The following is a 13606-nucleotide window of genomic DNA, read 5'->3' on the forward strand; positions in this document are numbered from 1 at the left end:
GACCGCATCCTCCTCGGCGTCGTCATGAGCGGCGACGACCACCGCACCCTCGGGCGTGGGCTGCCCCTCGACGACGTCGGGAGCAACGACATCGAGCTCGCCGGACGCCTGGCCGAGCTCCTGGCCCGCGTCGAGAGGTGCCTCGACACCCTCGCCGCCGCCCGCGCCGTCGGCGAGTGGATGACCGGTCTCCATGAGGGCGTCCGGTCGCTCACCGAGACCGCGCGCGACGACGCCTGGCAGCTGCCCCAGTTCGAGCGCGAGCTGGCCCGGGCCGTCGAGTCCGCCGGTGGCGGCGAGGGCGTCGACCTGCGGCTGGCCGACGTCCGCGCCCTCCTGGAGTCCCGACTGGGTGGACGTCCCACCCGGGCCAACTTCCGGACCGGGACCCTCACGGTCTGCACCATGGTCCCGATGCGCTCCGTGCCGCACCGCGTGGTCTGCCTGGTCGGTCTGGACGACGGGGTCTTCCCGCGCATCCAGTCCGTCGACGGCGACGACGTACTGGCCCGGCGGCCGATGACCGGGGAGCGCGACGTCCGGAGCGAGGACCGGCAGCTGCTCCTCGACGCCGTCATGGCGGCCTCCGAGACCCTCGTGGTGACCTACACCGGTGCCAACGAGCACACCGGCGCGACCCGGCCCCCCGCCGTGCCGCTCGGCGAGATTCTCGACGCGCTCGACCGGACCTCCAAGGCGCCGGTGCGTGACCAGGTGCTCGTGCGACACCCGCTCCAGCCGCACGACATCCGCAACCTGGCGCCGGGGTACGTCGTCGGTGACGGACCGTTCAGCTTCGACCGGGCCGCACTCGCCGGAGCCACTGCGGCCACCGGGCGCCGGCGCCCGGTCCCCGACTTCCTGCCGGAGCCGCTGGCCGAGCGCCCGGGGGAGGACGTCTCCCTCGCTGACCTGAAGGGCTTCTTCACCCATCCGGTCCGGGCGTTCCTGCGCGGCCGCCTCGACGTGTCGGCGCCGCTCGAGGCAGAGGAGGTCAGCGATGCCATCCCGGTCGACCTCGACGCGCTCGAGCAGTGGGAGATCGGCGACCGGCTCCTGCGCGAGGTGATGGCAGGCCAGGACCCCGCTGCGGTGATGACGGCCGAGCAGCTGCGCGGCACCCTGCCTCCGGGTGCACTCGGCACCCGCGCGCTCACCTCCGTCGTCGCGGAGTCCCAGAAGCTCTTCGCCCGCACCGCCGACCTGCGCGCGGGGGAGGCCCGCAGCCTCGACATCGACGTCGACCTCGGAGGTGGCCGCCGCCTGACGGGGACCGTCTCCGGCATCTACGGCAGCAGGATCGTCTCGCTCGGGTACTCCCGGCTGCGGGCCCGGCAGCGGCTGATGTCGTGGATCGACCTGCTCGCGCTGAGCGCGTCGCGCCCCGACGAGTCCTGGACGGCTCACGCCGTCGGCCGGGAGCGGGCAGGGCCGCGGAGGGCCCTCGCCGGGCCACTCGACCACACCGCCGTCGACCTGCTCCGCAGCCTGGTCGGGCTGCGCGACCTGGGGCTGCGGCGACCGCTGCCCGCGCCGTTGAAGACGGCCCACGCCTGGGCCGAGGGCCGGGCCCTGGAGCTCATGGGCAACGACAAGTCGCCCGACGAGCAGGCCGCACGGGAGTGGGAGACCGACCCCAACAACAGCTTCGGCATCACCGGCGAGGACGCCGACCCGTGGCACGTCAGGGTGTGGGGGGAGCAGGCCCCGCTCTCCGGGCTGCTCGCGGCAGGACTGCCGACCTACGCCTGGCAGATCTGGGAGCCGCTGCTGACCGGGGCGGAACGGGTGTCGGGACTGTGACCACTCCTGAGCCGTTCGACATCGCCGGGCCGTTGCCGTCCGGGACCACCCTGCTCGAGGCCAGCGCCGGCACCGGCAAGACCTGGACCATCGGCGCCCTGGTGACCCGCTACGTCGCGGAGGGGGTCTGTCCACTCGAGCAGATGCTGGTCGTCACCTTCGGCCGGGCCGCCAGCCAGGAGCTGCGCGAACGGGTGCGCGCCCAGCTGGTGGAGGCCGAGCGGGCCCTCGCCGACGACCCTGCCCTGGCTCCCGACGAGCCCTCGGACCTGATCGAGCTGCTCCTCGCCTGCGACGCGGCCGAGCGCGCGCGGCGCCACCGCCGGGTCGCCGAGGCGCTGGCCGGCTTCGACGCCGCGACGATCGCCACCACCCACCAGTTCTGCAGCATGGTCCTCGGCTCGCTCGGGGTTGCCGGCGACACCGACGCGCGGGCCCGGCTCGTCGAGGACCTCGACGAGCTGCTCGACGAGGTGGTCGACGACCTCTACCTGCGCGCCTTCGCCTACGCCGACCTCGATCCCGACTTCGGGTACGGCGAGGCCCTCTCGATCGCCCGGGCCGCGGCGGGCGACCCGCAGGCCAGGCTCGAGCCCGCCGACGAGGACCCGACCACACCCGCCGGGCGCCGGGTCCGGTTCGCCGCTGCGGTGCGCGAGGAGATGGAGCGCCGCAAGCGGCGGCTCGGCATCCTCTCCTACGACGACCTGCTGGCCCAGCTCGCCGACGCCCTCGAGCGCGACGACGCCCCCGCCCGGGAGCGGATGAGGAAGCGCTGGCAGATCGTGCTGGTCGACGAGTTCCAGGACACCGACCCGGTGCAGTGGCAGGTGCTCGACCGCGCCTTCTCGGGTCACGCCACGATGGTGCTGATCGGTGATCCCAAGCAGGCCATCTACGCCTTCCGCGGAGGAGACGTCACGACGTACCTCCAGGCCGCGGCGACCGCCACGACCACCAGGACCCTGCCGGTCAACTGGCGGAGCGACGGTGACCTGCTCGCGTCCCTGCAGACCGTGCTCGCCGGAGCAGAGCTCGGCGACCCCCGGATCGTGGTGCACGACGTCGCCGCCCACCATCCAGGCAGCCGGCTGGAGGGCGCCCCCTCGACTGCACCGTTCCGGATGCGGGTCCTGCGGCGCGACCAGTGGGGCGGGCGCGGGGTGCGGCCGCTGCTGGTGAGCCGGACCCGACCGCACATCGCGCGTGACCTCGCCCTCGACATCCGCACCCTGCTGGCCTCCGGAGCGCGTTTCGACGGGCGTGATCTCGAACCGCGCGACGTCGCCGTCATCGCCTACCGCCACGCCGACCTGGCGGCCGCGCGCGAAGCCCTGCACGAGGTCGGGGTTCCCGCGGTGATCGCGGGTGGCGGCAGCGTGTTCGCCACCCCCGCTGCGGTGGAGTGGCTGACGCTGCTCGAGGCCCTCGAGCAGCCGCACCGGAGCGCCCGGGTCCGGGCGGCCGCGCTCACCTGCTTCTTCGGGCACACCGCCCGCGAGCTCGACGAGTCGGGTGACCTGCTGACCGACGAGGTCGCCGACACGCTGCGCTCGTGGGTGGAGGTCCTCGCACTGCGGGGCATCGCCGCGGTGGTGGAGGCCGCCAACGCCCACGGACTGCCGTCGAGGGTGCTGTCGCTGGTCGGCGGCGAACGCCGGCTCACCGACCTGCGTCACATCGGACAGGTGCTGCATGAGGTCGGCACCACCGAGAGGTTGCGTGTGGTCGCCCTGCTGACCTGGCTCCGCGGGCAGATCGCCGAGGGTCGAGCAGGTCGCGGCACCGAGCGCACGCGCCGGCTCGACTCGGACGCCGCAGCGGTGCAGCTGGTGACGATCCATGCCAGCAAGGGACTCGAGTACCCCGTCGTCTACCTGCCGTCGCTGGGCGACCGCAACGTGCCGAAGCCGTCGACCCCGTTGTTCCACGACGAACACGGGCAGCGCTGCCGGGCGGTCGGCGGCCAGACGGCCGGCGCATGGCAGGACCACAGTCGGCGGTGGCGGCAGGAGGACGACGGCGAGTGGCTGCGCCTCCTCTACGTCGCGATCACCCGGGCCAAGTCGCAGGTGGTGTGCTGGTGGGCGCCCACTCGCAACACCCCCGCCAGCCCGCTCCAGCGGATCGTGCAGGGTCGCTCGCCGGGGCTTCCCCAGGTCCCGGGCGAGGTCGCCCTGGTCACCGACGACCGGGCCGCCGAGTTCTTCGAGCGTTGGCGAGACAGCGGCGGCCCCGCCCCGGAGCCCGCGGTCCACGCCGATCCCGGGGCCGACCCACCCCGCCCGGACGTGCCCGCCCTCACCGTCCGCGAGTTCACGCGGACCGTCGACGCCGCCTGGCGCCGGACGTCGTACTCCTCGCTGACTGCCGTCGAGGTGGCGCTGCCCGCGGGAGGGGTCGCGAGCGAGCCCGAGCTCGTAGCCCAGGACGACGAGGAGGTCCGGCCTGCCGTCGGGGCCGGAGCGGAGGCTGGCCTGGGCGCCGACATCGTGTCGCCCATGGCGGACCTTCCGGTGGGGGCCACCTTCGGGTCCCTGGTGCACGCGGTGCTGGAGCACGCCGACCCCGAGGCGGCCGACCTCCGCGCAGAGCTGCTCGGCCACCTCGATGACCAGCTGGTCCGTTGGCCGGTCGACCTCGACCGCGACCGGCTCGCCGACGCGCTGGTCTCGGTCTGCGACACCCCGCTCGGGCCGCTGGCCGGCACCACGCTGCGCCAGATCCCGCTGCGCGACCGTCTGCGGGAGCTGGACTTCGAGCTGCCCCTCTCCGGCGGGGACGTGATCCGCGACGCCGCCGGCGCCCGCCTCGCCGACCTGGCCCCGTTGCTGCGCCGTCACCTCCAGGAGGGTGACCCCGTCCGGGCCTACGCGCAGTCGCTCGAGCAGCCCGCCCTGGGCGGCCAGAGCCTGCGCGGCTACCTGACCGGCTCCGTCGACGTCGTGCTGCGGCTGCCGGGTCCCCGCTACCTCGTCGTCGACTACAAGACCAACTGGCTCGGTGGCCGTGACGCGCCCCTCACCGCCGCGGCCTACCGCCCCGAGGCGCTCGCGGCGGCGATGGGTCACTCCGACTACCCGCTGCAGGCACTCCTCTACGCCGTCGTCCTGCACCGGTTCCTCCGCTGGCGACAGCCCGACTACGACCCCGACCACCACCTCGGCGGCGTCCTCTACCTCTACCTCCGGGGAATGTGCGGCCCGCAGACTCCGGTGGTCGACGGACAGCCGTGCGGGGTCTTTGCCTGGCGTCCGCCCGCGGCGCTGCTCGACGAGCTGTCCGACCTGCTCGACGGGAGGGTGACGCGATGACCGCCCAGCTCTTCGAGCCCACGGGCGAGCACGACTGGCGGCTCGAGCTGGGCGCAGGTGACCTGTTGGGCGAGTTCAACCGCGCCGGCGTCCTCGAGTCGTCGGACCTGCACGTCGCCCGCCGGGTCGGGGACCTGGCGGGGGAGTCCGACGAGATCGTGCTCCTGGCGACGGCACTGGCGGTGCGCGCGGTCCGCCATGGCTCCGTCTGCGTCGACCTGTCCACGGTGTCGGCCGTTGCTCCCGAGCTCCGCTGGCCGCGGCCGGACGCATGGACCGCTGCGGTGGCGGCGTCGCCGCTGGTCGACGCGGGGGCCCTCCGGGTCGAGCACGGCCTGCTCTACCTCGACCGCTACCACCGCCTGGAGCGTCAGGTCTGCGACGACCTGGTGGCCCGGCTGCGGCAACCCGCCCCCGACGTCGACGAGCGATCCCTCGAGGCGGCCCTGGCCCGGGTCAGCCGGGGGCACCTCAGCGACGAGCAGCGCACCGCCGCCGTACGAGCCGTGCGCCAGTCGACGACCGTGCTGACCGGCGGCCCCGGCACCGGCAAGACCACCACCGTCGCGCGGATCCTGGCCCTCCTGGCCGACCAGGCCGCAGCCCGCGGCGAGCCCATCTCCATCGCCCTGACCGCGCCCACCGGCAAGGCCGCCTCGCGTCTCCAGGAGTCGGTCGAGCGCGAGCTCGCGTTCCTCCCGGAGGAGGACACCGCCCGGATCGGCCGGCTCGAGCCGATGACCTTGCACCGGATGCTCGGCTGGCGCCCCGACAACGCGACCAGGTTCCGCCACCACCGTGGCAACCGCCTCAAGTACGACGTGGTCGTCGCCGACGAGGCCTCGATGGTGGAGCTCACGATGATGGCCCGGCTCCTCGAGGCCGTCCGGCCGCACGCGCGCCTGCTGCTCGTCGGCGACCCGCGCCAGCTCACCTCGGTCGGCGCGGGCGCCGTGCTGTCCGACCTGGTCGAGGGGTTCGACGGCGACCCGTCGTCGCCGGTCGTGTCGCTCACGGAGAACTTCCGCTCGACCGAGGACATCAAGGCGGTGGCGGAGGCGCTGAGGGTCGGCGACGCCGACGGGGTGCTGGCATCCCTGCGCGCATCGTCGTCCGAGGTCGAGTTCGTCGAGACCGACGACGCCGCGGCCGCACTTCGCCACGACACCGTGTCGGCCGCGCTCGACATCCGCCGGGCTGCCGAGGCCGGTGACGCGCAGGGCGCCGTCGAGGCGCTCGACGAGCACCGCCTGCTGTGCGCCCACCGGGAAGGACCTCACGGCGTTCGCCACTGGAACCGGCAGGTCGAGCTGTGGCTGGGCGAGGAGCTGGGCCAGGTCCTCCACTCCGAGTGGTACGTCGGGCGGCCGCTCCTGGTGACCGCCAACGACTACACGATGGAGATCTACAACGGCGAGACCGGGGTGGTCGTGCGCCGCGACGACGGCCGGCTGCGGGCCAGGATCGCCGGCACCGGTGGGCTCCGCGACTTCGCGACCGGGCGCCTCGATGCTGTCGAGACCATGCACGCGATGACGATCCACAAGAGCCAGGGCAGCCAGGCCCGCCGGATCACCGTCCTCCTGCCCGAGGCCGACTCGCGGCTGCTGACCCGGGAGCTCTTCTACACCGCGGTGACCCGGGCCCAGGAACAGGTGCGCGTGGTCGGTTCCGAGGCGGCGGTCCGGGCCGCGGTCGACACCCACGCACAGCGCGCCACCGGTCTCAGCCAGCGGCTGGCCGCGGCCCGGGACCGGTGACGTCCCTACGCTCGAACCATGCCCTTCCTGCTGCGGGTCGAGCTGCCCGACGTGCCCGGGTCACTGGGTCGGCTCGCCTCCGCGATCGGTGAGGCCGGCGGCGACATCGAGGCCATCGAGATCATCGAGAAGGGGCTCGACGGGCTCGCCATCGACGACGTGCTGCTGGAGCTCACGCCCGGCGCGCTGCCGGATGCGATCGTCTCGGCCTGCACCGCTCTCGAGGGCGTGCAGGTGCTGTGGATCAGCCGGTACGCCGCCGGCGGCAACCTCTTCCTCGACCTCGAGGCGGTCGAGGACCTCACCGCCCACCCCGAACGCGCGCTCGACCGGCTGGTCGACCTGCTGCCCGGGGTGTTCCGGTGCGACTGGGGCGCCCGCGTCCACCGGTCGGACGGCCTGGTGCACGCCAGCGAGGCGGCGCCGGACGAGGTGCCCTGGGTGCCCGTCGATCGGGCAACCACGCGGATCGAGGTCGAGGACGACCTGAACCTCGCCTGCGCCACCCGTGTCGACGACGACGAGATCGTCGTGATGGCCCGGCGCGGCGGGCCGGACTTCCTGGACTCCGAGCTCGCCCGGCTCGGCCACCTCACCGGGCTCGCGCTGTCGATCGCGAAGCCGGCCCGCTGAGGGGTCAGGTGCGCTCGAGCACGAACACCGGGATCTCGCGATCGGTCCTCTCCTGGTACTCCGCGTACGGCGGGTAGGCCGCGACCGCGCGCTCCCACCACGCGGCACGCTCCTCACCGGTGACGATCCGGGCGACGTACGCCGCCGGCTCCGGGCCGTCCTGCAGGTCGACCTCGGGGTGGGCCACCAGGTTGTGGTACCACTCCGGGTGCTCCGGCGCCCCGCCCTTCGACGCGACGGCGGCGTAGGCGCCGTCGTGCTCGACCCGCATGACCGGGTTCTTGCGCAGGTTGCCGCTCCTGGCGCCACGCGAGGTGATCACGACGATCGGCAGGCCCATGATCTCGTTGCCCTCGGTCCCGCCCGAGCGCTCGTACTTCTCCACCTGGTCGCGGACCCACTCGGAGGGGCTGGGCTCGTAGGTTCCCGTCAGTGCCATGTGTTCACAACACAGGCCGCAGCGGGCAGATTCCGTCGGCTCCTTCAGATAGTCCCGTACGAAAAGGTCGTGTGGCGGCCGGAAACACAGCAGGAACGTGCGGGACTATCCGGAGGGGGCCCGGAGATCGAGGCGGCGAGCACTACGGTTTCCACCATGAGCGCCATCGACGGGGTGTCCCAGACGTTCGACTCCGACGCCTGGGACCCCGTGCCCGGTTTCGGGGACCTGACCGACCTCACCTACCACCGCGCGAAGGCGCACGGCACCGTGCGCGTCGCCTTCGACCGGCCCGAGGTGCTCAACGCCTTCCGGCCCCACACCGTTGACGAGCTGCTGCGCGTCCTCGAGCACGCACGCACCTCCAGCGACGTGGGCTGCGTCCTGCTCACCGGCAACGGGCCGAGCCGGAAGCACGACAAGTGGGCCTTCTGCACCGGCGGCGACCAGCGGATCCGCGGCCGCACCGGCTACCAGTACGAGGACGGCACCGGCGGCGAGGTCGCCGACGCGCGCACTCCTGGCGAGCAGGCCAGGCTCGGGCGGCTGCACATCCTCGAGTGCCAGCGGCTGATCCGGTTCATGCCCAAGGTCGTGATCTGTCTGGTGAACGGCTGGGCCGCCGGAGGTGGACACTCCCTCCACGTGGTGTGCGACCTCACCCTCGCCAGCGCCGAGCACGCGCGGTTCAAGCAGACCGACGCCGACGTCGGCTCGTTCGACGGGGGATTCGGCTCTGCCTACCTGGCCCGCCAGGTCGGGCAGAAGTTCGCCCGCGAGATCTTCTTCCTCGGCGAGGAGTACGACGCCGCGCAGATGCACCAGATGGGCGCGGTCAACAAGGTGGTCCCGCACGCCGAGCTCGAGGCCGTGGGCCTGGAGTGGGGGCGGAGGATCAACGGCAAGTCGCCCACCGCGCAGCGAATGCTCAAGTACTCCTTCAACCTGATCGACGACGGCCTGGTCGGCCAGCAGCTGTTCGCCGGCGAGACCACCCGTCTGGCCTACATGACCGACGAGGCCCAGGAGGGCCGAGACCAGTTCCTCGAGAAGCGGGAGCCCAACTGGTCGCCGTACCCCTGGTACTACTGAGTCGCTCATCCCAACTTGTCCGAAGCACGTCGTCCGTCGTTCACGTGCCGGCCATGCGCCGCTGCTCGTCTGGGCGCATGTTCGCCACGCCAGCCGTCAGGTCCCTGCTCGCTGTCGCCCTTGCGCTGACCTCTGTCGGCGCCCTGGGTCCACCGTCCGCATCGGCAGCCCGTGGTCCAGGCGTCCAGCCGCTGGCGCAGGCGCATGCCCACAACGACTATGAGCACGAACGGCCGCTGCACGACGCGCTCGACCACGGCTTCACCAGCGTCGAGGCCGACGTGTGGCTGGTCAACGGTGAGCTGCTGGTCGCGCACGACCTCGCCGGCGTCCGGCCCGGCCGGACCCTGGAGTCGCTCTACCTCGATCCGCTGCAGAAGCGGGTCGCCGCCAACGGAGGCTCGGTCTATTCGGGATGGCGGGGCAGCCTCCAGCTGCTGATCGACATCAAGAGCGAGGCCGAGACGACCTACGCGGCCGTCCACCGCGAGCTGCGGGCGCACGCCCACCTGATGAGCACCTTCGCGCACGGCCGGGCCGTACGTCGTGGCCCGGTCACCGCGGTGATCAGCGGGAACCGCACCCTCGAGACGATGCGGCAGCAGGACCTCCGGTTCGCCGGGTACGACGGCCGGCTCGGCGACCTGGGCGCGGGGCTCTCCCCGGCGCTGATGCCGCTGGTCAGCGACAACTGGACCAGGCACTTCACCTGGCAGGGCGAGGGCGAGATGCCGACCGAGGAGCGTCGCAAGCTGCACGACATCGTGGACCGGGCGCACGACGCCGGCTACCGGATCCGGTGGTGGGCCACTCCGGACCAGCCCGGGCCCGAACGCGACGCGGTCTGGTCGGAGCTGCTCGATGCGGGTGTCGACCACCTCAACACCGACGACCTCGCGGGCCTGCAGTCCTTCCTCCAGAGCCGCCAGGGCCAGGGGGCCGCGGCATGACCGGACTCGACCGCAGGGCGCTGCTGCGGGGTGGGCTGGGGGTCGGGGCCGGTGCGCTGGCGTCGGGCGCCGTCGTACCGCCGGTGCTCGGCGCCGGGACCAAGGGGTCACCGGCCTTGCTGCGCTCGGGTCGGCCCGGGCTGACCCACGGTGTGCAGTCCGGTGACGTGACGGCCCGGACGGCCACGGTGTGGGCACGTGCCGACCGAGCATCCCGGCTGCTGGTCGAGGTGAGCCGCGATCCGGCGTTCCGCAACCCGCGCCGGCTGGCGGGGCCGGTTGTGAGCTCGGCAACCGACTTCACCGGGAAGGTGCAGCTGCGCGGCCTCCCGGCGGCCTCCGAGCTGCACTACCGGATCCGCCCGGTCGATCCCGACGACGCCGGCACGGACGGCGAACCGCTCGTCGGCCGGCTGCGCACCGCGCCGTTGAGCCGTCGGGACATCTCGTTCGTCTGGTCCGGCGACATCGCCGGCCAGGGGTGGGGGGTCAACCCGGATCTCGGGGGCTTCCCTATGGCAGACGCGTTGCTGTCGATGGACCCCGACTTCTTCCTGTGCAGTGGCGACACCGTGTATGCCGACGGACCGGTGCAGCGCGAGGTGTTACTGCCCAACGGGCAGACCTGGCGCAACATCGTCACCGAGGAGAAGACGAAGGTCGCCGAGACGCTGGCCGAGTTCCGCGGGCAGTACAAGTACAACCTGCTCGCCGACAACTGGCGCCGGTTCCTCGCCCGGACGCCGCAGGTCAACCAGTGGGACGACCATGAGGTGACCAACAACTGGTATCCGGGAGAGGTCCTCGACGACGACCGCTACACCGTCAAGGAGGTCGACGTTCTCGCCGCCCGGGCGTCCCGTGCCTTCCACGAGTACCAGCCCATCGCGCCCGCGCGCCGCGACTCGGCCGGCCGCATCTATCGGGTGCTCAGGTACGGCCCCCTGCTCGACGTGTTCGTTCTCGACATGCGCTCCTGCAAGGACCCCAACACCAGCAACCGCGAGCCGGTGGCCGACGGCGGGGTCCTGGGACGGGAGCAGACCGCTTGGCTCGAGCGCGAGCTGGGTGCGTCGAGGGCGGTGTGGAAGGTGATCGCGGCGGACCTGCCGATCGGGCTGGTGGTCGGCGACGGAGCCACGGCCTTCGAGGGGATCGCCAACGCTGACCCGGGCCGGCCACTGGGCCGCGAGCTGGACCTCGCCCAGGTGCTCTCGTTCCTGAAGCGGCAGGGCATCCGCAACCACGTGTGGCTGACCGCGGACGTCCACTACACCGCCGCGCACCACTACTCGCCCGAGCGCGCGGCGTTCACCGACTTCGACCCGTTCTGGGAGTTCGTGTCCGGCCCGCTCAACGCAGGCGGCTTCGGCCCGGCGGCGCTCGATGCCACCTTCGGCCCCACCGCCGTGTTCAGCGAGACGCCCCCACGCCCCAACACCTCCCCCGCCGAAGGGCACCAGTACGTCGGGGAGGTCGCCATCGACGGCGACACCGGGCAGCTGACGGTGCGGCTGCGTGGCATCGACGGCTCCATCCGCTGGAGCACCACCCTCGATCCGCACGCGCGCTGAGCGTGCACCGACAACCTGATCGGAGCTCTTGATGCATCGTCGAACCTCACTCACGGCCTTGTGCCTCGTCGTCGTGGCCGCGGCAGTCGCGGCCACGATCCCCAGCCTCGCCGAAGCCGGGCCCACTCCCGCCGCCGCTCGGATGAGCCCGGCGGCCGAGGCCTTCAGCCACACCACGCGCAGCACGCCGTGGCAGCTGACCCGCAAGGTGCGCCTCGACTTCCCGACCTACCACCCCCAGGGCCTCGCCCGGGTGGGTGATCGCTTGTTCCTGTCCAGCGTGGAGATCATCGAACCCACGGTGAAGTACCCCGAACCCCGGGACGGTTACGACCGGTCCGCCGGCAGGGGCGTCGGGCACGTGTTCGTGATGACGCGCGACGGCCGGCTCCTGCGCGACATCGTGGTGGGCGAGGGCACGGTCTACCACCCCGGGGGCATCGACTACGACGGCACGTCGGTCTGGGTACCGGTCGCGGAGTACCGCCCCCACAGCCGCTCCATCGTCTACACCATCAATCCCCGGACCCTGGAGGTCACCGAGCGGTTCCGCTACGCCGACCACGTCGGCGGCGTGGTGCGCGACCCGTCGTCGGGAACGGTCCATGGCGTCAGCTGGGGTTCGCGCACCTTCTTCAGCTGGAGCCCGACCGGAAGGCTGCTGCGATCCGGCGCCAACGAGAGCCACTACGTCGACTACCAGGACTGCGACAACAGCGGCGACCGGCTGCAGCTGTGCTCCGGCATCGCCGGCCTCCCGACCGCAGGCGGCGGCAGCTACGAGCTCGGGGGTCTCGCCCTGATCGACCTGCGCGACAACAGCACGCTCCACGAGGTCCCCTTCCCCTACTTCTCCACCGCCGGCCACGTCGCCACGCGCAACCCGGTCACCCTGGAGCGCGAGGGCCACACCCTGCGTCTCATCGCCGCCCCTGACGACGGCGAGGAGGTGGCGGGCACCGAGCTTCTCTTCTACGAGTCCCAGGTGTCCTGACCACCGACCAGGATCCCCTGCTCACTAGGCTCGGCCACATGACCGACCCGATCCCGATCCGCTGATGCCCGGCGCGGTGCCGGACACCGACCTGGCCCGGATCCGGCGCTACTGCGCGGCCCAGGTCCCGGACGGGCACGCGCACGAGATACGCGTCGAGTGCCGCGTGCGCGGCAAGACCGTCACGATCGTGGAGTGTCGCCCGCCGTGGTCGGGGTCGGCCGGGCCGGAGTGGTCCGAGCTCCCCGAGGCGCGGATGAAGTACGACGAGACGACTCGCGCCTGGACTCTCTACTGGTTCGACCGCAACTCCCGGGCTCACCGGTACGACCTGATCGACCCGCACCAGCCGATCGCGCGGATCCTCGACGAGATCGAGGCCGATCCCACCGGCATCTTCAAGGGTTGAGTCGGCGTGAACATCGTCGTCCTCACCGGGGCGGGCATCTCCGCCGAGAGCGGTGTGCCCACGTTCCGCGACGCCGACGGGCTGTGGGAGGGCCATCGGGTGGAGGACGTCGCGTCCCCGGACGCCTTCGACCTCCAGCCCTCGGTCGTCCACCGGTTCTACGACTCCCGCCGGGCGGCCATCGCCGAGGTCGACCCGAACCCCGCCCACCTCGCCCTGGCCCGGCTCGAGGAGCACCTCGGCGACGACCTCCTGGTGGTCACACAGAACATCGACGACCTGCACGAGCGCGCCGGCTCAGCGCGGGTCGTCCACATGCACGGCGAGCTGCGGTCGGCCCTGTGCCGGGCCTGCCACGCCCGCACGCCGTGGACCGGCGACCTCGGCGACCGCCCGCCCTGCCCGAGGTGCGGGGTGCGTGAGCTGCGGCCCGACGTCGTGTGGTTCGGAGAGGTCCCGTACGAGATGGACCGGATCTTCGAGGCTCTCCACGCGGCCGACCTGTTCGTGGCCATCGGGACCTCGGGCGTCGTCTACCCGGCGGCTGCGTTCGTCCAGCTCGCTGCCGGCGGCGGAGCACGCACGCTCGAGCTCAACCTCGTGGCCAGCGACGTCAGCGGCGACTTCGACGAGTCACG

The 13606-nt window shown here is 72.5% G+C and carries 10 protein-coding genes and 1 pseudogene; 10 read left to right on the forward strand and 1 reads right to left on the reverse strand.

Features of this window, described 5'->3' with window-relative positions:
* The 4 genes and pseudogenes from VFN12_RS08520 to VFN12_RS08535 form a co-directional block, all read left to right on the forward strand.
* A pseudogene (locus VFN12_RS08520) lies at positions 1–1803 on the forward strand (exodeoxyribonuclease V subunit gamma); the annotation flags it as partial.
* Positions 1800–5117, forward strand: coding sequence for a UvrD-helicase domain-containing protein (locus tag VFN12_RS08525; protein WP_325118215.1), 3318 nt, complete (start codon positions 1800–1802; stop codon positions 5115–5117). The pseudogene VFN12_RS08520 and the gene VFN12_RS08525, both read left to right, overlap by 4 nt.
* A complete protein-coding gene (gene recD, locus VFN12_RS08530) occupies positions 5114–6877 on the forward strand; it encodes an exodeoxyribonuclease V subunit alpha (RefSeq protein ID WP_325118216.1) in 1764 nt (587 codons plus the stop codon). Before VFN12_RS08525 ends, recD begins: the two co-directional genes overlap by 4 nt.
* 18 nt (positions 6878–6895) lie before the next feature.
* The gene (locus tag VFN12_RS08535; RefSeq protein WP_325118217.1) at positions 6896–7510 is read left to right on the forward strand and encodes an ACT domain-containing protein; all 615 of its coding nucleotides are present in this window, start codon (positions 6896–6898) and stop codon (positions 7508–7510) included.
* Between the two features lie 4 nt (positions 7511–7514).
* Here the strand turns inward: VFN12_RS08535 and VFN12_RS08540 are convergent, their stop codons facing one another.
* Entirely contained in the window at positions 7515–7949 is a 435-nt protein-coding gene (locus VFN12_RS08540; RefSeq protein ID WP_325118218.1) for a nitroreductase family deazaflavin-dependent oxidoreductase, read from the reverse strand.
* Positions 7950–8105: 156 nt separating this feature from the next.
* Here VFN12_RS08540 and VFN12_RS08545 point away from each other — a divergent pair, with 156 nt between their 5' ends.
* The 6 genes from VFN12_RS08545 to VFN12_RS08570 form a co-directional block, all read left to right on the forward strand.
* Positions 8106–9041 carry a 1,4-dihydroxy-2-naphthoyl-CoA synthase gene (locus tag VFN12_RS08545; protein ID WP_325118219.1) on the forward strand — a complete coding sequence of 312 codons (936 nt, stop codon included), beginning with the start codon at positions 8106–8108 and terminating at the stop codon, positions 9039–9041.
* 77 nt (positions 9042–9118) lie between these two features.
* Complete coding sequence (locus VFN12_RS08550) at positions 9119–9991, forward strand: phosphatidylinositol-specific phospholipase C/glycerophosphodiester phosphodiesterase family protein (RefSeq protein ID WP_325118220.1); 873 nt, start codon at positions 9119–9121, stop codon at positions 9989–9991.
* Positions 9988–11565, forward strand: coding sequence for an alkaline phosphatase D family protein (locus tag VFN12_RS08555; RefSeq protein ID WP_325118221.1), 1578 nt, complete (start codon positions 9988–9990; stop codon positions 11563–11565). The genes VFN12_RS08550 and VFN12_RS08555 overlap by 4 nt, the downstream gene beginning before the upstream one ends.
* 58 nt (positions 11566–11623) lie before the next feature.
* On the forward strand, positions 11624–12559 hold the full coding sequence (locus VFN12_RS08560; protein WP_325118222.1) for a DUF6454 family protein: 936 nt from the start codon (positions 11624–11626) through the stop codon (positions 12557–12559).
* 64 nt (positions 12560–12623) lie between these two features.
* The gene (locus tag VFN12_RS08565) at positions 12624–12968 is read left to right on the forward strand and encodes a DUF3024 domain-containing protein (RefSeq protein WP_325118223.1); all 345 of its coding nucleotides are present in this window, start codon (positions 12624–12626) and stop codon (positions 12966–12968) included.
* Positions 12969–12974: 6 nt separating this feature from the next.
* The coding region (locus tag VFN12_RS08570) for an NAD-dependent deacylase (RefSeq protein ID WP_325118224.1) at positions 12975–13606 on the forward strand (632 nt) is incomplete at its 3' end.

The organism is Nocardioides sp., from assembly GCF_035703625.1.
Classification (GTDB): domain Bacteria; phylum Actinomycetota; class Actinomycetes; order Propionibacteriales; family Nocardioidaceae; genus Nocardioides.

Excerpts from the sequence above, each read along its gene's own strand:
- VFN12_RS08540 (WP_325118218.1), bottom strand. The coding sequence starts at position 7,949 with ATGGCACTGACGGGAACCTACGAGCCCAGCCCCTCCGAGTGGGTCCGC.
- VFN12_RS08550 (WP_325118220.1), top strand. The coding sequence starts at position 9,119 with ATGTTCGCCACGCCAGCCGTCAGGTCCCTGCTCGCTGTCGCCCTTGCG.
- VFN12_RS08555 (WP_325118221.1), top strand. The coding sequence starts at position 9,988 with ATGACCGGACTCGACCGCAGGGCGCTGCTGCGGGGTGGGCTGGGGGTC.
- VFN12_RS08535 (WP_325118217.1), top strand. The coding sequence starts at position 6,896 with ATGCCCTTCCTGCTGCGGGTCGAGCTGCCCGACGTGCCCGGGTCACTG.
- recD (WP_325118216.1), top strand. The coding sequence starts at position 5,114 with ATGACCGCCCAGCTCTTCGAGCCCACGGGCGAGCACGACTGGCGGCTC.
- VFN12_RS08545 (WP_325118219.1), top strand. The coding sequence starts at position 8,106 with ATGAGCGCCATCGACGGGGTGTCCCAGACGTTCGACTCCGACGCCTGG.
- VFN12_RS08565 (WP_325118223.1), top strand. The coding sequence starts at position 12,624 with ATGCCCGGCGCGGTGCCGGACACCGACCTGGCCCGGATCCGGCGCTAC.